The sequence below is a fragment of the Mesorhizobium sp. 113-1-2 genome (genome assembly GCF_016756475.1).
Lineage (GTDB): Bacteria > Pseudomonadota > Alphaproteobacteria > Rhizobiales > Rhizobiaceae > Mesorhizobium > Mesorhizobium loti_C.
The window spans coordinates 3,802,033-3,819,886 of sequence record NZ_AP023242.1 but is presented as its reverse complement, the minus strand read 5'-3'; the positions used below and the strand labels follow the sequence as shown (position 1 = coordinate 3,819,886).

Below are 17,854 nucleotides of genomic sequence, written 5' to 3'. Positions count from 1 at the left end.
GCGCAGTCGCCAGCGCGCCCTAAGAATCACTCATAGGAAACCAACGTTGCACCATTTTCATGGCTGAAATCTGGTTTCACGCCAAGCATGGCCGCTGAGCGCCTGATGATATTGCCTGCTATGACCCCAGCATTCGCGGCCGCGACGTCGGTCATCCCCGGCTTTTCCGGGTGCGGGGCGTCGGCAATCGTAAACACCAGATATTGCGGGTCGTCCATCGGGAAGGCGGCGACGAAAGTATTGAAATTCAAGTCCTTGGAGTAACGGCCGTTGATGACCTTCTCGGCCGTTCCGGTCTTGCCGCCAACGCGGTAGCCGGGGACTCTGGCGTTTCTGGCCGACCCCTTTTCGGCGTTGAGCGAATAGAGGTAGCGCATGCCCTCGACCGTCTTTTCGCTCACAACTCTCTTGGCGGTGGCCATCGCTTCTTCCTGTGTGCGCACCAGGAAGGTCGGATTCATCAAGAAGCCGCCATTCATCAGCGCCGCGCAACCGACGGCCGCCTGCAACGGGGTCGTCGACACGCCGTGGCCGAAGGCGATGGTGAACGAATTGACTTGTTTCCAGACCTTCGGCTCAGTCGGGCGGGCGACTTCCGGCAGTTCGGTCTGCATCCGTTCCAGGATGCCAAGGCGATGCAGGAATTCCCGATGCCCTTCGATGCCGACCAGCTCGGCCTCGCGGGCCGATCCGATGTTGGACGAATAAAGGAACACCTCCGGCAACGACAGCACACGGTTCTTGCCGTGGAAATCGTGAATGGCCTGGTGGCCGACCCGGATTGGATGCGAAGCGTCGAAACGGCTGTTCATCGTCGCCTTGCCGGAATCGAGCGCCATGGCCGATGTGAAGCTCTTGAAGGTCGAGCCCATCTCATAGAGACCCGCCGACATCCGGTTCAGCCGGTCCTTTTCCTGTGCATTGTAAGGGTTGTTCGGATCGAAATCCGGCACCGAGGCCATGGCCACCACTTCGCCGGTCTTGACGTTGAGCACGACGGCGCCGGCACCCAAGGCACGGTAGCGCTCGAGGCCGGCGGCAATCTCGTCGCGCACCACATGCTGGATGCGCAGATCGATCGAAAGCTTCACCGGCTTGAGATCCTTGGCCACCGCCAGGCCCGACGCCTGCAGGTCGCTCAGGCCCTGCTCGTCGATATATTTCTCCATGCCGGAGATGCCCTGATTGTCGATGTTGGTCAGGCCGACAATGTAGGACGAGGTTTCGCCGCTTGGATAGAAACGGCGCTTCTCGGTGCGAAAGCCGAAGCCGGGAATGCCGAGCTGCATGATATCGGCCTGCTGCTTGGGCGTCAGCTGCCGCTGCAGCCAGACGAAGCCGGCGCCGCTCTTGAGCTTGTGGTAGGTCTGCTCGTAGTCGATCTCGGGCAGCACGGTCGACAGTTTCTCGATCGCCTCGTCGGCATCGACGATGCGGCGCGGCTCGGCAAACAGCGACGCCGTCTTGATGTCGGTCGCCAGCACTTCGCCATTGCGGTCGACAATGTCGGGCCGCGAGGCGGTGATCCGGCTCTGCGGGCCGCCCGACAGGTCAGGTGTCTGGAAACCGAGATAGACCAATCGCCCTGAAATGGTCGAGAAAATGCCGAAGAACACCGCCATCGTCATCACGATGCGCGCCTTGCCCTTGCCGCCTGTCGCCTTGCGGGCGCCTTCGACGACGATCGATCTGTCTTCGCCCGTCCTGGCGCGGCGCCTCAGCAGTTTGCCGATCATTGGGCGATGCCTCCGGTCACGACGGGATCCTTGTCGCCGGTCGGCGCCTTGTCGGAACTGTCGGCCATGCTGTCCTGGCGCCCCTTCAGTATGTCCTGAATGTCCAGGGCCTTGGCCGGCAGGTCGCCCAAGCCGACGATCTGGCGGGCACTGACCGGCTCGAGCGCAAGCTGCGACTTGTAGAGTTCGGCGAGCTTCTGCAGCCGCGACGGCTGGGTGAGCAGGCTCCAGTCGGCCTTGAGCAGGTCGATCGTCTCCTCCTCATAGCGTATCTGGTTATGGATCTTCTGCACCGCCGCCAACTGGTCCTCGGCCTCGCGCTTGGTCTTGTAGGTCAGGGCCGCCGCCGAAACCATGACGGCGATCAGGACAATGTCGCTGGTACGGAACACGTGCTTACCTCTCCCCCGGCAAAGTGATGCCGGGAAGCTTTGGAAGACCGAAAATCGAAAAGTCGCCGGCGCGTGCCGGCGCGTCAGTGCGGATTGCCGCGCGCAGCCTGGCCGAGCGGGCGCGCGGATTAGCCGCGACCTCGGCATCGCCCGCCGTCACGCCGCCGCCAGCCTTGCGGAAGGTCGCGGTGCGCGCATGCGCCTCGGGCAGATGACGCGAACCGGTGGCGACATCGGCGCGGTCGGCGATGAAGCGCTTGACGATGCGGTCTTCCAGCGAATGGAACGTCACCACCACCAGGCGCCCCCCCGGCTTCAGCGCGCGTTCGGCCGCGAACAGCGCCTTGGCCAGTTCGCCAAGCTCGTCATTGACGTAGATGCGCAGCGCCTGGAAGACGCGGGTGGCCGGATGGATCTTGTCCTTCGGAGCGCGGCCGATATGCGTCTCGATGGCGTCGGCCAGTTCCAGCGTGCGCTCGAACGGCCGCTTTTCGCGGCGGGCCTCGATCATGCGGGCGATGCGGCCAGCGTGACGCTCTTCGCCGAGGAAGCCGAAGATACGGGCAAGATCGCCGGGCTTGAAGCTGTTGACGACGTCGGCGGCGCTCAGGCCAGCCTGCGCCATTCGCATGTCGAGCGGCCCGTCACTGCGAAACGAGAACCCGCGCTCGGCCTGGTCGAGTTGCATGGAGGAGACGCCAATGTCGAGCACGACGCCATCGGCGCTCTCGACATGCTCGTCCAGCGTCGAGAACGGCGCCTGGACCAGTTTCAGCCTGCCGCCCGATTGCGCCTCCAGATCGCGCCCAGCCGCGATGGCGTCGGGATCGCGGTCGATCGCCACAACGGAAGCCCCGGCCGCCAAAATGGCTTTTGTGTAGCCGCCGGCGCCGAAAGTGCCGTCGATGATGATGTCGCCCTCCGCCGGCGCCAGCGCCTCGAGCACTTCGCCAAGGAGGACCGGAATGTGGCGGACCGATCCGCCAACGGCGTTGGTATCATCGCCGTGGCCCACCATCATTCCGGTCGCTCCCCAGGCTTCGTCCCCTGCCGAAGCTGCAAAAGCCTGGCCCGCGCCTGCGCCCCATAGGCCGCAAGCCGTCCCGGCTCCCAGATCTGAAAGAAATTGCCGCGCCCGACAAAGGCCACCTCCGCCGAGATGCCGGTATGCTCGCGAATGAAATCGCTCATCGTGATGCGGCCGTCCTGGTCGAGTTTCAGAAACGTCCCATCGCCATGGCAGAAGAAAGACATGTCGTCCGCCGTCTGCAGGAAGGGATCTTCCTGCGCAATGCGCTGTTCGTAGCGGTCGAGCAGGTCGAGCCCGCCGACATCCATCGCCGGTAGGTCGAGACAACGCAGTGCATAGAGTTCCGAATAGCCGCGCTTCTGCACGACAGCGCGGAAATGCGCCGGAACGGACACCCGCCCCTTCGCATCGATCCTGCTCACCGTGTTCGACAGAAACCGGTCCATCACGCGTTACAGCCGCTTGCGCCGCCGCACCCCTCTTCATTGTCTTGCACGCGCCACTGCTGCGCGTTCCCTGCCCCGTATCAGCCTCGCCCACACGGGCAAAAACCGGCAAACGCGCAGCCGCCGCGGCTGCCCGATTGGCGTACGCTTTACCCTGACGCGGAACGAAGGCTTTGATGTCGAAATGGGATATCATGGGGCACTATGGGCGTCAACGGGAACGGGCTTCACAAACACGCGCATCGCGACCAATCCGAGCAGCCGTTACGGCACGTCTCGTCTTTATGATCCATTAAGCCTAACGAAGCGTTTAGAGCCCTCTGGCCCAAAAGAGGTGGCTTGCCGCAAATCACCTGCCCGCATAGCGTCGAGCGACGTCTTCCGCCCAGATAACAAGGATCGAGCTCATGTCCGAGACTGCAAAGTCACGCGCCGCCGAACTGTCCCATTTGCGCAGCCGCGATTTCGCCACCGGCGATCCGATCCCCTTGCCGCTGACCATGGCTTCGATCTTTCACACGCCCGGCGTCGAGACCGGCGTCGATCAGTATGGCCGCTACGACAACCCGACATGGCGCGCCGTGGAACATGTGCTCGGCCATCTGGAAGATGCGCAATGCGTGAGTTTTCCCTCTGGAATGGGCGCGATTTCATCGGTGTTTTTCGCGCTGCTGAAATCGGGCGATCGCGTGCTCCTGCCGGCGGACGGCTATCATGCCACGCGCGCGATGGCCGAACGCTTCCTGAAGCCGCTCGGCATAGTTTGCGACACCAGGCCGACGCCGACCTTCCTCGACGGCGGCTTCGAAGGCTATTCGCTGGTCTTCGTGGAAACCCCGTCCAATCCGCGGCTGGACATCTGCGACATCTCTGCGATTGCCAGGGCTGTCCACGAGCAGGGTGGGATCCTTGTCGTCGACAACACGACGATGACGCCGTTCGGCCAGCGTCCGCTCGACTTCGGCGCCGACATCGTCGTCTCCGCCGACACCAAGGCGGTCAACGGCCATTCGGACGTGCTGTTTGGCCATGTCGCCAGCCGCAACGCCGACATCATCACCAAGGTGACGGACTGGCGCGCAATGGCCGGCGGCATTCCCGGACCGTTCGAGGCCTGGCTGGTGCATCGCGGCCTCGAAACATTGGAGGTGCGTTTCGACCGCATGTGCTCATCGGCCGAAACGATCGCGCAACGGCTCAAGGACCATCGCGCGGTGCGTGGCCTGCGCTTTCCCGGCCTCAATGGCGACCCGTCGCACAACCTCGCCCGCGTCCAGATGGAACGCTTCGGCTTCCTCATCTCCTTCGAACTCGCCTCGGAGGACAAGGCCGAGGATTTCATCAACAATTGCCAGTTGATCGAGGCCGCGACCTCCTTCGGCGGCATCCACACCTCGGCCGAGCGCCGCTCGAAACGGGGCGATGCGGTTCCCGCAGGCTTTGTCCGCCTCTCGGTCGGCTGTGAACCGGTGGAAGAACTCTGGAAGGCCATCGAGACGTCGCTGGACAGGATCAACGGCTGAGGCGCTGGACGTGATGCCTTATTGGCAAACAGCCGAAAAGGCTTGCATCGGCAGGCGCGCCAGAGGGCGCAACCTGCTGATCTCAAAGGATTTCTCTTTCAGACGAAACTGCCAGCTGGCCTGTAAGCCGGGTTCTGTATGGCCCTCGCCCCTTGCGGGACGAGAACGTGGCGGCCATTCATCTTGGGCGCATGTTGCCATGCGCCTCACGCAACCTACCCGGACGGTGAGCCGGAAACAGCCCTCGAGGGTTGCCCCTCGCACCGCCCCTATTCGGTTTTGCTCCCGGTGGGGTTTACCGTGCCGCTCCTGTTGCCAGTCGCGCGGTGGGCTCTTACCCCACCCTTTCACCCTTACCCCGACAAAGTCGCGGCGGTTTGCTTTCTGTGGCACTTTCCCTGGGGTCGCCCCCGCCGGCCATTAACCGGCACCGTGTCTCCATGGAGCCCGGACTTTCCTCACTCGCGGCCTTTCGGCGTTTGCGAGTGCGGCCGCCCAGCCAGCTGGCAAGGCGTATAAAGGGGTTCAGCCGGGAAAACGCAAACGAAAAAGCCGGCTTGTCTGCCGGCTCTCGCAACTTGCTATCAGAGCGCGGCCATCTGAACCTTGACCTTGCTGCAATAGGCGGCCGAGATCGGGTTCATCCGCGTCGCGGCATGGCCGGCATTGTATTTCAGGATCGTGCCACAGGTCGTGCCGCCGCCAAGGTTCTGCGCCAAGGCGAGATACTTCATGCCGTATTTGATGTTGGTGTCGGGATCGAACAGGCCCTTGGCCGAGCCGTTATAGCCCATCATCCGCGCGGTTGCCGGCTTGATCTGCATCAGGCCGATCTCGCCGGCGCTGCCGACCATGTTCGGCCGATAGTTGCTCTCGATCGTGATGACGGCGTTGGCCAGCGACACCGGAACGCCGTAGCTTGCCGCATAGCGGGCAACGATCGCGGAATACTGGCCGCTGCTGGCCACCGCTGCCGTCGACGCCGCGACGTTCCTGAGACCGATCGATGCCGTTGTCGTCATGTCGACGGTCTTGCGGCCACGCCTCATCTGCCTTTTGGCGGAGGATTTCTTCGCCTTGGTCCAGTTGGCTTTTTCCACCTTGGCGGAAGCCTGCTTCGCCGTTGCCTTCAGGCTCCTGCTGCTTTTGGCTGAAGTGGCCTTGCCCTTGGTCACCGCGACGAGCCCCTGATCGGCCCGGGGGCTCCATGTCGCGGCATCAGCCGCGCTGAAGGCAAAAGTCACTACGCCGGCAGCAAGGGCTGCCGTCACAACGGTCAATTTCTGCATGTGATCCTGTTCTGTTTGGACCACGCGAAGATATTCGCGTGGCGCTGCTTGATTAATAGCGGAACATCCGGGGGCTAGAGGTCCGACAAACTGTACGGATTGCCCTTTGAGGCCCGAATTGGCGCCAATGAAGGCGGGGCAAGTCACTTTGAGTGACAGTTTGTAACCAGACAGGGGAAAAAGATTACTTGAACGGCGCCTTGCCCCGGGGTCAGCGGCTTATGGAAGCGAGCAATTTTTGCAACGTGCGCATCGTCGAGCCGTCGGCCAGCCCGTCGACCAGGCGCGGCCGGAAATGCCGTTGGAAGGCCTCGACGACAATCCGTGTCTGATGGTCGAAAACACCCGATATCTCGACACCATAGCCATAGAGCGCCAGCATCGACTGCAGCGCCTCGACATCGGCACCGTTGTCGCCGAGCTTCAGCGTGGTCCCGCGCCTGATGGGTGCGGCTGGCACGAGATGGCCGACACCGGCCTTGAACAGGGCGGTCCAAGGGAACTTCTCGCCCGGATCGATCTTGCGCCCGGGTGCCACGTCGGAATGCGCCAGCACCCGCATGGCGGGGATCGCATGCCGCCTGGCAATCCCCTTGCACAGGCCGATCACCGCATCGATCTGGCGCCGGGGGAAGCCGGGATAGCCCAGCGAATGTCCCGGATTGACGATCTCGATGCCGACCGAGCAGGAGTTGATGTCGGTGCGTCCGAACCAGGAACTCTTGCCGGCGTGCCAGGCGCGGTCGCTTTCCCGGACCATCTGCACGATGTGGCCATTCTCATGGACGAGATAGTGCGAGGAGACTTCGCTCGCCGGATCGCACAGCCAGGCTTCCGCTCCGGCACCTGTCGCCATGCCGGTATAGTGCAGCACGATCATGTCGGGCTTCGGCGTATCGCGCCTTGGCCCGAAATTCGGCGACACCCTGACCTCGGCACTCGGCTCGTCGGGCAGGAAACCGCTCATACGTGCCGCAGGCCCCGCTCGATCATCTCATAAGCGGCGTTGATCGCCGCGACCCTGGTCGTCGCGATCTTGATGAATTCCTGCGGCAGGCCGCGCGCGATCAGCCGATCGGGATGGTTGTCGGAAACCAGCTTGCGGTACCGCTTCCTGACCTCTTCGAACGGCTTGCCGCGCTCGATGCCGAGCACGACATAGGGGTCGCCAGCGCCGAGATTGACGTGGCGCGCGAGGATCGATTCGTAATGCGCCTCGTCGATGCGGAAGATCTCGGCGATACGGTGCAGGAAGATGCCTTCGCGCTCATGCACCAGTCCGTCGGCCTTGGCGATGTGGAACAGGCCGTCGAGTATGTCTTCCAGCATCACGCAGTTCGAATGCCCGGAGCCGCACAGTTGCGCCATGCGCTCGGCATAGGTTTCGAAACCAGCCACGTCACGTTGGGCGAGATCGAACAGCCGCGCAACGTTGCGCGTCTCCTTCGGCGGCACTTCGAATATTTCCTGGAAGGCGCGCACCTCATCCTGGGTGACGATGCCGTCTGCCTTGGCCATCTTGGCCGAGAGCGCGATCATCGCCACCGAAAAGGCAACGCGGCGGCGCAGGTCCGCATCGCCGGAGAACACTGTGCGCACGGCCTCGACAACGTCGGCAACGCCCGACGTCGCTGAAGATGATACCCGTGTGATAAACTCGCCGAGGCGGTCCCAAATCGACATGGCCCGCTTCATAGAGCCAACCGGTCCCCGCTATCAAGCCAATAACGGCCGCTGCCAGGCCCTTGAACCAGAGGCACCTTGTCGGTCCGCCCTCACGAGAAAAGGCCGGCGAGACGCCGACCCTTCCTCCCAAGACATGCTTAACAGCTTACAAGCTACTGCGCGGGCGCAGGAGCAGGCGTTGCCGGAGCCGGCTCGGCAGGCTTGGTCGAATTGTCGGCCGGGGCCGCGGGCTTCATCGGCTGCTCGGCAGCCGGCGGATTGGTACTCTGCGTAGTGGTGGTGTCAGTGCCCTTGCCGCTGTCGCTGCAGGCTGCGACGCCCAGCAGGGCAAGAGCGGACACAGAAGCCAAAATGAGCTTTTTCATACTATCTCTCCTTCAACACACGCTCACGTTGCAGTGAACGGTTACAGAGGAAATGCGCCACGCGGCCATGAGTTTCGTAACGTTGCGTTTCCGCATGTAACATCAACGGGATGCGTTGCTGCCGGCGCCTTGGCGCATTAACAACGAAAGCTGGAAACGAAAATGCCGGAGACTTCAGCCATGGCCGCGAAATGGGATTTCTGGATCGATCGCGGCGGCACCTTCACCGATGTCATCGGCCGTGACCCGCAGGGTGAACTGCATCCACGCAAGCTGCTTTCGGAGAATCCCGAAGCCTATGCCGATGCCGCCATCCAGGGCATCCGCGACCTGCTCGGCGTCAAACCGGGCACCGCGATCCCGTCCGGCAGGATCGGCGACATCAAGATGGGCACCACGGTCGCCACCAACGCGCTTCTTGAGCGCAAGGGCGACCGCGTGCTCCTGCTCATCACCAAGGGCTTTCGGGATGCGCTCAGGATCGCCTACCAGGCGCGGCCCGACATTTTCGCCAAGGAGATCATCCTTCCCGAGCAGCTCTATGAGCGCGTCATCGAAATCGACGAGCGCGTGCTCGCCGATGGCTCCGTCGAACGGCTGCTCGACATCGCCGCTTGCCGGCCGGTGATCGAGCAGGCGAAGGCCGACGGCATCGATGCAGTGGCAATCGTCTTCATGCATGCCTGGAAATATCCCGACCACGAGAAGGCGGTGGCAAAGGTCTGCCGCAAGATCGGTTTCGCCCAAGTCTCTGTCAGCCACGAGGTCTCGCCGCTGATCAAGCTGGTCGGCCGCGGCGACACCACGGTGGTCGACGCCTATCTCTCGCCCATCCTGTCGCGCTATGTGCAAAGGGTGGCGGGAGAACTGGGCGCGGCGCCAATCTCCCCACCTGAAGAAGAGAGCGACCAAACCCCTCGCCTCATGTTCATGATGTCGTCAGGCGGCCTCACCGCCGCCGACATGTTCCAGGGCAAGGACGCGCTGCTGTCGGGTCCGGCTGGCGGCGTCGTGGGCATGGTCGAGACGGCCAAGCTCGCCGGCTTCGAAAAAGTCATAGGCTTCGACATGGGCGGCACCTCCACCGACGTTGCCCATTACGATGGCGAGTATGAGCGCGCCTTCGACACCGAAGTCGCCGGCGTGCGCGTCCGCGCGCCGATGATGCGCATCCACACCGTCGCCGCCGGCGGCGGGTCGGTCCTGCATTACGAGGCCGGCCGTTTTCGCGCCGGACCGGACTCCGCCGGCGCCAAACCCGGCCCCGCCGCCTACCGGCGCGGGGGCCCGCTGGCCGTCACCGACGCCAACGTCATGCTCGGCAAATTGCAGCCGGATTTCTTCCCGGCGATCTTCGGCCCGGGCCAGGACCAGCCGCTGGACGTCGAGACCGTGCGGACGAAATTCGCGGCACTGGCCGCAGAGATCGGCGACGGCCGCTCACCGGAAGCTGTCGCCGAAGGCTTCGTCACCATCGCTGTCGAGAACATGGCCAATGCCATCAAGAAGATTTCCGTGCAGCGTGGCTATGACGTCACCGAATATCTGCTCAACTGCTTCGGCGGTGCCGGCGGCCAGCACGCCTGCCTGGTCGCCGATGCGCTCGGCATGGAGGCGGTGCTGATCCACCCCTTCTCCGGCCTGCTTTCCGCCTATGGCATCGGCCTGGCCTCGGTCTTTGCCTCACGTCAGCAGGCATTGCTCAAGCCGCTGGCCGAAGAGTCCAGAACCGACATCGACGCCCTCATCGCCGTCTTGAAAAAGGCCGTCATCGCCGAGCTGGCAGTGCAAGGCATCGCCGAGGACGCGGTTGCCGCCAAGCCGGTGCTGCATATCCGCTATGATGGCACCGACACGACACTGCCGGTGAATTTCGAGAGCGACTCGATTTTTCAGGCCAAGCGCGACTTCGAAATCGCCCACAAGGCGCAATTCGGCTTCGTCTATGACGACAAGCCGATGATCGTCGAGACGGTCGGTGTCGAGGGCAGCGAAATCGGTGAAAGCAGCGCCGAAGCCTATGCGCCCGCCGGACCGGCAAGGGTTGAAGCCGGCGCTTCCGGAACGCGGCGCATCTACACCGAAGGCCGGTGGCATAAAGCCGGCATCCATCGTCGCGAAAACCTCCGCCCATCCAATCTGGTCGCAGGCCCCGCCCTCATCATCGAACCCAACCAGACCATCGTCGTCGAACCGGGCTGGCAAGCCGAAATCACCAACCTCAACCACGTCGTGATCCGGCGCACGGCAAGGAAAGCGCGCGCCGCCGCCCTCGGTACATCAGCCGATCCGGTCATGCTCGAAGTCTTCAACAACCTGTTCATGTCGATCGCCGAGCAGATGGGCGTGACGCTGCAGAACACTGCCTACTCCGTCAACATCAAGGAAAGGCTGGATTTTTCCTGCGCCGTCTTCGACCACACAGGCGCCCTAGTCGCCAACGCGCCGCACATGCCGGTGCATCTGGGCTCCATGGATCGCTCGGTCGAGACCATCATCCGGCTGAACTCCGGCGACATCCATCCAGGCGACGTCTTTGCCCTGAACGCCCCCTACAATGGCGGCACGCATCTGCCTGACATTACCGTGGTGACGCCGGTCTTCGACGACGCCCAGAAAAAGATCCTGTTCTGGGCAGCCTCGCGCGGCCATCACGCCGACATCGGCGGCACCGCCCCCGGCTCGATGACGCCGCTCGCCACCACGGTCGACGAGGAAGGTGTGCTGTTCGACAATTTCCGCATCGTCGACCGCGGAAAATTCCGTGAAAAAGAGCTGCATGCGCTGCTCACCGACCACCCTTACCCCGCCCGCAACCCGCATCAGAACATTGCCGACCTCAAGGCGCAGATCGCCGCCAACGAGAAAGGCGTCGCCGAACTGCGCAAGATGGTCGCGCATTTCGGCCTCGATGTCGTCGAGGCCTATATGGGCCACGTCCAGGACAATGCTGCCGAAAGCGTGCGGCGGGTGATCGAGCGGTTGCCGGACACATCGGCCTATGAATATCCCACCGACACCGGCCAGGTGATCAAGGTGAAGATATCGGTCGACCGGCAAAAGCGCGAAGCGACGGTCGACTTCACCGGCACGTCGCCGGTGATGAAGAACAATTTCAACGCGCCGGAGCCCGTTGCCCGCGCCGCGGTCCTCTACGCCTTCCGTGTCATGGTCGAGGACATGATTCCGATGAATGCCGGGTGTCTCAGGCCGATCAACATCGTCATTCCCGACGGCTGCATGCTGAAGCCCGCCTACCCCGCCGCCGTCGTCGCCGGCAATGTCGAGACCTCGCAGCATGTCACCAACGCGCTGTTCGGCGCCATGGGCGCGATGGCCAATGCGCAGGGCACGATGAACAACCTGACCTTCGGCAACAAGAAGTACCAGTATTACGAGACGATCTGCTCCGGCTCGCCGGCCGGCCATATGAACTCCGGCCGCGGCTTTGCCGGCACGTCGGGCGTGCACACCCATATGACCAATTCCCGCCTCACCGATCCGGAAGTGCTGGAACTGCGCTTTCCCGTGGTGCTGGAGGATTTCCACATCCGCGAGGGATCCGGCGGCAAGGGCAAATGGAGCGCCGGCGACGGCACCAAACGCACCATCCGCTTCCTCGAGAAGATGGAATGCGCGATCCTGTCGTCACACCGCAACCGCCCGCCGCAGGGGCTGGACGGAGGTGGCGACGGCGAGGTCGGCTCGACCAAAATACGCCGCAAGGATGGGACGGTCGAGGTGCTGAAGGCCTGCGACCAGACCGTGCTCGACGCCGGCGAGGCGGTGATCCTGACGACGCCGACACCGGGTGGATTTGGACGCGCCTGAGGAGGCTTCGAGAATTCGCTGCGGCGAGTCAGGTGGCGTGGCTTTCGAGAACCGGAGCGGAGCGGACATTGGAGTCCGTGAGCACCGGAAGCGCAGAAAGCCACACCAGATGACCGCTGCAGTAGAATTATCGATGCCTCCGACTGTCACCGGCCTGTCATGACGCTGCGCTACCCGCTTGCGGCAAAGCAAATGGGGAATCACTTTGTCATGACGGACGTCTCCTCGGATCTGGTTTTTCGCCGCGGCAAGGAAGTTGGAAAGGCCGTCTACCAGAACCGCGCACTTTCCAAAGCCGGCATCTCCGAGCGGCTGTTCGCCTTCCTGTTTTCCGGCCTCGTCTATCCGCAGATCTGGGAAGACCCCGATGTCGACATGGAGGCCATGCAGCTTGGCCAGGGCCACCGCATCGTCACCATCGCATCGGGCGGCTGCAACATTCTGGCCTACCTCACCCGCTCGCCGGCAAGGGTCGACGCCGTCGACCTCAACACCGCCCACGTCGCGCTGAACCGCATGAAGCTGGAGGCGGTGCGCCGCCTGCCCTCGCAGGGCGACCTGTTCCGCTTCTTCGGCGCCGCCGACACCAGCCATAATTCGCAAGCCTACGATCGTTTCATCGCGCCGCATCTCGATCCGGTCAGCCGCCAGTACTGGGAGCGCCGCAACTGGCGCGGCCGGCGTCGCATCGGCGTTTTCGACCGCAATTTCTACCAGACCGGCCTGCTCGGCCTGTTCATCGCAATGGGTCACCGCACGGCGAAATTCTTCGGCGTCAACCCGGCGCGCATGATGGAAGCCAAAAACATTGGCGAACAGCGCCGCTTCTTCAACGAGGAACTGGCGCCGGTCTTCGACAAGAAGCTTCTGAAATGGGCGACGTCGCGCAAGGCTTCGCTGTTCGGCCTCGGCATTCCGCCGGCGCAGTATGATTCGCTGATCACATCAGGCGACGGCACCATGGCCAGCGTGCTGAAGGCCCGGCTGGAAAAGCTCGCCTGCGATTTCCCGCTGGAAAACAACTACTTCGCCTGGCAGGCCTTCGCCCGCCGCTATCCCGAGCCGGGCGAAGCCGCCCTGCCCGCCTATCTGGAAAAGCAGAACTACGACACCATCCGCGGCAACATCGACCGCGTCGCCATCCACCATGCCAATCTGATCGAGTTCCTCGCCGGAAAGGATGCCGGCACTGTCGACCGCTTCATCCTGCTCGATGCGCAGGACTGGATGACCGATGACCAGCTCAATGCGCTGTGGTCGGAAATCAGCCGCACCGCTTCGACCGGCGCTCGCGTCATCTTCCGCACAGCCGCCGAACCCAGCCTGCTGCCGGGCCGTGTTTCGACCTCGCTGCTCGACCAGTGGGACTATCAGGACGAAGCCTCGCGCGAATTCTCCGCCCGCGACCGTTCCGCCATCTATGGCGGCTTCCACCTCTATGTGAAGCGCGCCGCATGAGCACGACGGAACTGCCGGCCAGCCCCGAATTCAAGGCCAACCATGCCGAACTGATGGACGGCGTCTATCGCTGGCAGCGCCACATCTACGACCTGACCCGCAAATACTATCTGCTCGGCCGCGACCGGCTGATCGATGGGCTTGATGTGCCGCCCGGCGGCACCGTGCTGGAACTCGGCTGCGGCACCGGCCGCAACATCATCCTGGCCGCCCGCCGCTATCCCGACGCCCGCTTCTTCGGCCTGGATATTTCGGCTGAAATGCTGGAGACCGCCGGCAAGGCGATCGATCGTGAAGGCCTGTCCAGCCGCGTCACGCTGGCACGCGGCGACGCCGCCGATTTCGATGCGGGTTCCCTTTACGGCATCGAACGTTTCGACCGCGTCTTCGTCTCCTATTCGCTGTCGATGATCCCTGGCTGGGAGAAGACAGTGTCGGCGGCACTGGCGGCGCTCGCCCCCAACGGCTCGCTGCACATCGTCGATTTCGGCCAGCAGGAAGGCCTGCCGGGCTGGTTCCGGGCGATGCTGCGCGGCTGGCTGAAAAAATTCCACGTCACGCCGCGTGAATCGTTGCGTGAAGTCCTGGAATCGGAATCCCGGCGAACCGGCGCAACCTTCCGTTTCCGCACGCTTTATCGCGGTTATGCCTGGCTGGCGGTGATAAAGATCGCCAGCTAATATCGTCGTTGCGACGGTGCCCCATCCGCCGATGGAGCGATGGATGTTACGATCAATCACATCGCACATTGTTATGTGACCCCAAGGGTGGTACATTAACTCCATGCTGGAAGCATGTGATGATCGTCGACTTTAGGGACGAATGGCTGCGGGCCTTCTTTGTGCAGGATACCCATTCTCGTAACATTCCGTCCGATCTCGAAAGCCGCTTGTTCCGCAAACTCCAGATGATTGACGACGCTATGATCGATCAGGATTTGCGTGTGCCGCCCAGCAACCATTTCGAGAAGTTGAGCGGCAATCTCGAAGGCTTCCATTCGATCCGCGTCAACAAGCAGTGGCGACTGATCTTCCGCTGGGACGGCGGTCGCGGTGAAGCGTCGGACATCTATCTCGACGACCACAGCTATAAATAAATGAGGCGAACATGTTGATGACCGCACGCAAGCCAGCAACGGTTGGCGAAATTCTCACCGAGGAATTCATGCAACCGCTCGGCTTGACGCAGGCGGCTTTGGCCGAGGCGATGGGCGTTCAGCGCAAGCATGTCAACGAATTGTGCAACGACCGCCGCAACGTGACGGCCGCTACCGCACTCATTCTGGCCCGGGTGTTTGGCAACAGCCCGGACTTCTGGCTGAATGTCCAACGCCGCAACGATCTTTGGGCGGTTATGAATTCGCCCGACGAACGGGCGCGTGTTGACCGCGCCAAGCCTTTGCCAACAGCCCCATAGACAAGATTTGCAGGACTAATGCAGCGCCTTCACCAGCGCCCCCACCATCGTCTGCGGGCGATAGCCGAGCTTGGCCGGTGTCAGCCCCAGCCGCACCACCACCAATTGCTCCGAGGGAATGATGGTGACCGTCTGTCCGTCATGCCCCTCCATCCAATAAGTGTCCTTGGGCAGGCCGGCGGCGACGCCGGCGCCGGGACTGTCCTCATCGCCCGGCGCCTCGATCCACAGCTGGCCCTTGGCGTAGACTTTCGAGGCCGGCGCCGGCTCGCGCATCCAGTCGACGAAGCCCGCCGGCAGCACCTGGTTGCCGTTCCACACCCCGCCTTGCAGTAGGAACTGGCCGAAGCGCGCCCAGTCATGCGCGGTGGCGTAGAGGTAGGATGAACCGACGAACGTGCCCTGCTCGTCGGTTTCGAGCACGGCGCTGTGCATGCCGAGCGGCTCGAACAGCGCACTGCGCGGCCATGTCAGCGCCTTGGCCTTGTCGCCGATCGCGTCCTGCCAGAGCCGCGACAGCATCACCGCCGTGCCGCTCGAATAGGAAAACACCTTGCCGACCTCGCCCGCCAGCGGCTTTGATTCGGCAAAGCCCGCCATGTCGGGTTCGAGATAGAGCATGCGCGTAACATCGGCGACGTCGCCATAATCCTCGTTGAACTCCAGCCCGCTCGACATCGCCATCATGTCGGCAAGGCTGATCGCCGCGCGGCCGTCCGCCTTCCACGGCGCGAACAGGCCCTTATTGTCGATGGCCATCTTGCCGTCCTTGACCAGCGTGCCGATGATGGCGGCGTTCACCGTCTTGGTCATCGACCAGCCGAGCAGCGGCGTCTTGGCGGAAAAGCCGTCGCCATAGCGTTCGGCGACGACACGGCCGTTTTTGACCACGACCACCGCACGCATGCCGGTGCCGGTCAGCGCCGCATCGTCGAGCAGCTTGGCAATCACCGGATCCTGCGATGCCTCGACCCGCTCGCCCTCGGGCCACAGCACATCCTGCTTGGTCGCCGCGGGTTCGACATGGATCGCCGTGCGCCGCGCCTTGCCGACATCGCCGTCAGGAACCGAGGCGCAGCCCAGCCCGTCACGGGAAACCGCCTCGCTCTTGCCGAGGAAGCCCAGCAGGCCCGCCGAAACCGTCCCCCGGTTCTTGTCGACCGAGACCCGCATCAGCCGCAGCAGTGGGTGTCCTGGCGCCTGCACGTCGACGGCAAGCACCTCATTGGCGTTGCGCCCGGCGATGAAGACGTTGGAGCAGACGATCTTGGCCGAATAGCCCGAACCGACGCGGATCAATTCGGGCGGCGCGATGTAGAGCCAGGCAAACAGCGCGGCGACCGCCAGCACGATCAGGCCAAACAGCCATTTGACGATCTTGACGACGATGCGCATCTATTGCCCTCCCGGGCTTTCGCCCGCCTCTTATGTCATCGAATTGCCGCCATGCTTCCGCAAAATCGTGGCGCCTGTCGAGCGCCGTCAACGGATTATCAACCATGATCGGCGATCACATGGATGCATGTCGCCCAAAACTGCGCAGCGGTTTTGGCACAACGACATGCACAAAAGGGATATACTGGGCGATGCTGTGGGGCGATCGCCTGGAGGGGGCTCGACCAATCGTCGGCCATCGGTTCACAGACCCATCAGCGACCGGCTGATTCCGGCTTGGAAGTTGTGATGCGCCGTCTTGCGGCCCTTTTCATGCTGACGCTGCTTGGCGCCTGCTCGGCCGTGGACGATCTGTCGCCGCTGTCGCCATCTTCATCCAGCAGCCCGACGGTCGCCGTGCGAGCGCCGCGCTTCGAGGATTCCAAGCCGCATGAATGGGACAGCGGCGCGCCGTGGAACTATGCCGTTCACGGCACCGACGTTTCCAAGTACCAGACCTCGGTCGACTGGCCGACGGCCAAGGCGAGCGGCATTTCCTTCGCCTTCATCAAGGCGACCGAAGGCGGTGACCGTTTCGACGAGTATTTCAACGAGCACTGGGCGCGCACGAAGGCCGCCGGTGTCCCCCGTGCGGCCTATCATTTCTTCTATTTCTGCACCCCGGCCGCCCAGCAGGCGCGCTGGTTCATCCAGAACGTTCCCGTCGACCGCTCGGCCATGCCGCCGGTTCTCGACATGGAATGGAACCCGAAATCGCCGACCTGCAGGCTGCGCCCCGACGCCGCCACGGTGCGCGCCGAGATGACCACCTTCCTACAGATCGTCGAGCGCCACTACGGCAAGAAGCCAATCATTTACACCTCGGTCGATTTCTTCGACGACAATGATCTGTCGACTTTCCGCGGCTATCCCTACTGGCTGCGCTCCGTCGCCGGCCACCCCCGCGAAAAATACGGCAGCCATCCCTTCACCTTCTGGCAATACACCGGAACCGGCATCGTTCCCGGCTTGACCGGCAAATCAGACATCAACGTCTTCAACGGCAGCGAAGCTGCCTGGAATAAGTGGCTGCGGCAGAACACGCGCTGACGTCATGTTCAACGGCCGCAACGCCTCGACCAAATCACTCCGGCAGAGTTCCCGTTGAACCGGGTTCAACGGCCGCAACGCCTCGACCAAATCACTCCGGCAGAGTTCCCGTTGAACCGGGTTCAACGGCCGCAACGCCTCGACCAAATCACTCCAGCAGAGTTCCCGTTGAACCGGGTTCAACGGCCGCAACGCCTC

General features: G+C 63.0%; 16 protein-coding genes and 1 other RNA gene. 7 read left to right on the top strand and 10 right to left on the bottom strand.

Annotation, left to right across the window (positions count from 1 at the left end; translation table 11 throughout):
• Positions 1–26: 26 nt before the first annotated feature.
• The 4 genes from JN279_RS18485 to mraZ are packed head-to-tail and all read right to left on the bottom strand — an operon-like array spanning position 27 to position 3,604.
• Complete coding sequence (locus tag JN279_RS18485) at positions 27–1,736, bottom strand: peptidoglycan D,D-transpeptidase FtsI family protein (protein WP_096447454.1); 1,710 nt, start codon at positions 1,734–1,736, stop codon at positions 27–29.
• Entirely contained in the window at positions 1,733–2,128 is a 396-nt protein-coding gene (ftsL, locus tag JN279_RS18480) for a cell division protein FtsL (RefSeq protein WP_096447456.1), read from the bottom strand. The genes JN279_RS18485 and ftsL overlap by 4 nt, the downstream gene beginning before the upstream one ends.
• A 4-nt stretch (positions 2,129–2,132) precedes the next feature.
• Positions 2,133–3,149, bottom strand: coding sequence for a 16S rRNA (cytosine(1402)-N(4))-methyltransferase RsmH (gene rsmH, locus JN279_RS18475; protein ID WP_096447458.1), 1,017 nt, complete (start codon positions 3,147–3,149; stop codon positions 2,133–2,135).
• Positions 3,146–3,604, bottom strand: a complete 459-nt coding sequence (gene mraZ, locus JN279_RS18470; RefSeq protein ID WP_027044751.1) for a division/cell wall cluster transcriptional repressor MraZ — start codon at positions 3,602–3,604, stop codon at positions 3,146–3,148. Before mraZ ends, rsmH begins: the two co-directional genes overlap by 4 nt.
• Before the next feature lie 407 nt (positions 3,605–4,011).
• On the opposite strand from mraZ, the gene JN279_RS18465 reads away from it, so the two are divergent.
• The gene (locus JN279_RS18465) at positions 4,012–5,127 is read left to right on the top strand and encodes a cystathionine gamma-lyase (RefSeq protein WP_096447460.1); all 1,116 of its coding nucleotides are present in this window, start codon (positions 4,012–4,014) and stop codon (positions 5,125–5,127) included.
• Positions 5,128–5,234: 107 nt separating this feature from the next.
• Here JN279_RS18465 and rnpB read toward each other — a convergent pair.
• The 5 genes from rnpB to JN279_RS18440 all read right to left on the bottom strand — a co-directional run bounded on the left by rnpB (position 5,235) and on the right by JN279_RS18440 (position 8,467).
• Positions 5,235–5,634: RNase P RNA component class A (gene rnpB / locus JN279_RS18460), an RNA gene on the bottom strand.
• Positions 5,635–5,711: 77 nt separating this feature from the next.
• On the bottom strand, positions 5,712–6,416 hold the full coding sequence (locus tag JN279_RS18455) for a lytic transglycosylase domain-containing protein (RefSeq protein WP_202353567.1): 705 nt from the start codon (positions 6,414–6,416) through the stop codon (positions 5,712–5,714).
• Between the two features lie 211 nt (positions 6,417–6,627).
• Entirely contained in the window at positions 6,628–7,383 is a 756-nt protein-coding gene (locus JN279_RS18450; protein WP_202353566.1) for a peptidoglycan recognition protein family protein, read from the bottom strand.
• Positions 7,380–8,099 carry a J domain-containing protein gene (locus JN279_RS18445; protein ID WP_095202292.1) on the bottom strand — a complete coding sequence of 240 codons (720 nt, stop codon included), beginning with the start codon at positions 8,097–8,099 and terminating at the stop codon, positions 7,380–7,382. The genes JN279_RS18450 and JN279_RS18445 overlap by 4 nt, the downstream gene beginning before the upstream one ends.
• A 155-nt stretch (positions 8,100–8,254) precedes the next feature.
• The gene (locus JN279_RS18440) at positions 8,255–8,467 is read right to left on the bottom strand and encodes a hypothetical protein (RefSeq protein ID WP_019859105.1); all 213 of its coding nucleotides are present in this window, start codon (positions 8,465–8,467) and stop codon (positions 8,255–8,257) included.
• Positions 8,468–8,647: 180 nt separating this feature from the next.
• Between JN279_RS18440 and JN279_RS18435 the strand changes: the two genes are divergently transcribed.
• From JN279_RS18435 to JN279_RS18415, 5 genes are all read left to right on the top strand, one after another.
• Positions 8,648–12,298, top strand: coding sequence for a hydantoinase B/oxoprolinase family protein (locus JN279_RS18435; protein WP_202353760.1), 3,651 nt, complete (start codon positions 8,648–8,650; stop codon positions 12,296–12,298).
• Positions 12,299–12,457: 159 nt separating this feature from the next.
• Positions 12,458–13,756, top strand: coding sequence for a DUF3419 family protein (locus JN279_RS18430; RefSeq protein ID WP_202353565.1), 1,299 nt, complete (start codon positions 12,458–12,460; stop codon positions 13,754–13,756).
• Positions 13,753–14,436, top strand: coding sequence for a class I SAM-dependent methyltransferase (locus tag JN279_RS18425; RefSeq protein ID WP_202353564.1), 684 nt, complete (start codon positions 13,753–13,755; stop codon positions 14,434–14,436). Before JN279_RS18430 ends, JN279_RS18425 begins: the two co-directional genes overlap by 4 nt.
• Before the next feature lie 119 nt (positions 14,437–14,555).
• The gene (locus tag JN279_RS18420) at positions 14,556–14,852 is read left to right on the top strand and encodes a type II toxin-antitoxin system RelE/ParE family toxin (protein ID WP_202353563.1); all 297 of its coding nucleotides are present in this window, start codon (positions 14,556–14,558) and stop codon (positions 14,850–14,852) included.
• A gap of 11 nt (positions 14,853–14,863) precedes the next feature.
• The gene (locus tag JN279_RS18415; RefSeq protein ID WP_096447474.1) at positions 14,864–15,172 is read left to right on the top strand and encodes a HigA family addiction module antitoxin; all 309 of its coding nucleotides are present in this window, start codon (positions 14,864–14,866) and stop codon (positions 15,170–15,172) included.
• Between the two features lie 15 nt (positions 15,173–15,187).
• On the opposite strand, the gene JN279_RS18410 is transcribed toward JN279_RS18415, so the two are convergent.
• The gene (locus JN279_RS18410) at positions 15,188–16,567 is read right to left on the bottom strand and encodes a serine hydrolase domain-containing protein (protein ID WP_096447476.1); all 1,380 of its coding nucleotides are present in this window, start codon (positions 16,565–16,567) and stop codon (positions 15,188–15,190) included.
• Positions 16,568–16,855: 288 nt separating this feature from the next.
• Here JN279_RS18410 and JN279_RS18405 point away from each other — a divergent pair, with 288 nt between their 5' ends.
• The gene (locus JN279_RS18405) at positions 16,856–17,656 is read left to right on the top strand and encodes a glycoside hydrolase family 25 protein (RefSeq protein WP_096447478.1); all 801 of its coding nucleotides are present in this window, start codon (positions 16,856–16,858) and stop codon (positions 17,654–17,656) included.
• Positions 17,657–17,854 lie beyond the last annotated feature (198 nt).

What these genes read in the sequence shown, in the direction of transcription:
- JN279_RS18425 (WP_202353564.1), top strand. Translation starts at nt 13,753, where the DNA reads ATGAGCACGACGGAACTGCCGGCCAGCCCCGAATTCAAGGCCAACCAT.
- JN279_RS18445 (WP_095202292.1), bottom strand. Translation starts at nt 8,099, where the DNA reads ATGTCGATTTGGGACCGCCTCGGCGAGTTTATCACACGGGTATCATCT.
- JN279_RS18455 (WP_202353567.1), bottom strand. Translation starts at nt 6,416, where the DNA reads ATGCAGAAATTGACCGTTGTGACGGCAGCCCTTGCTGCCGGCGTAGTG.
- JN279_RS18410 (WP_096447476.1), bottom strand. Translation starts at nt 16,567, where the DNA reads ATGCGCATCGTCGTCAAGATCGTCAAATGGCTGTTTGGCCTGATCGTG.
- JN279_RS18415 (WP_096447474.1), top strand. Translation starts at nt 14,864, where the DNA reads ATGTTGATGACCGCACGCAAGCCAGCAACGGTTGGCGAAATTCTCACC.
- JN279_RS18405 (WP_096447478.1), top strand. Translation starts at nt 16,856, where the DNA reads ATGCGCCGTCTTGCGGCCCTTTTCATGCTGACGCTGCTTGGCGCCTGC.
- JN279_RS18485 (WP_096447454.1), bottom strand. Translation starts at nt 1,736, where the DNA reads ATGATCGGCAAACTGCTGAGGCGCCGCGCCAGGACGGGCGAAGACAGA.
- rsmH (WP_096447458.1), bottom strand. Translation starts at nt 3,149, where the DNA reads ATGATGGTGGGCCACGGCGATGATACCAACGCCGTTGGCGGATCGGTC.
- mraZ (WP_027044751.1), bottom strand. Translation starts at nt 3,604, where the DNA reads ATGGACCGGTTTCTGTCGAACACGGTGAGCAGGATCGATGCGAAGGGG.
- JN279_RS18440 (WP_019859105.1), bottom strand. Translation starts at nt 8,467, where the DNA reads ATGAAAAAGCTCATTTTGGCTTCTGTGTCCGCTCTTGCCCTGCTGGGC.
- JN279_RS18435 (WP_202353760.1), top strand. Translation starts at nt 8,648, where the DNA reads ATGGCCGCGAAATGGGATTTCTGGATCGATCGCGGCGGCACCTTCACC.
- JN279_RS18450 (WP_202353566.1), bottom strand. Translation starts at nt 7,383, where the DNA reads ATGAGCGGTTTCCTGCCCGACGAGCCGAGTGCCGAGGTCAGGGTGTCG.
- JN279_RS18465 (WP_096447460.1), top strand. Translation starts at nt 4,012, where the DNA reads ATGTCCGAGACTGCAAAGTCACGCGCCGCCGAACTGTCCCATTTGCGC.
- JN279_RS18420 (WP_202353563.1), top strand. Translation starts at nt 14,556, where the DNA reads ATGATCGTCGACTTTAGGGACGAATGGCTGCGGGCCTTCTTTGTGCAG.
- JN279_RS18430 (WP_202353565.1), top strand. Translation starts at nt 12,458, where the DNA reads ATGACGCTGCGCTACCCGCTTGCGGCAAAGCAAATGGGGAATCACTTT.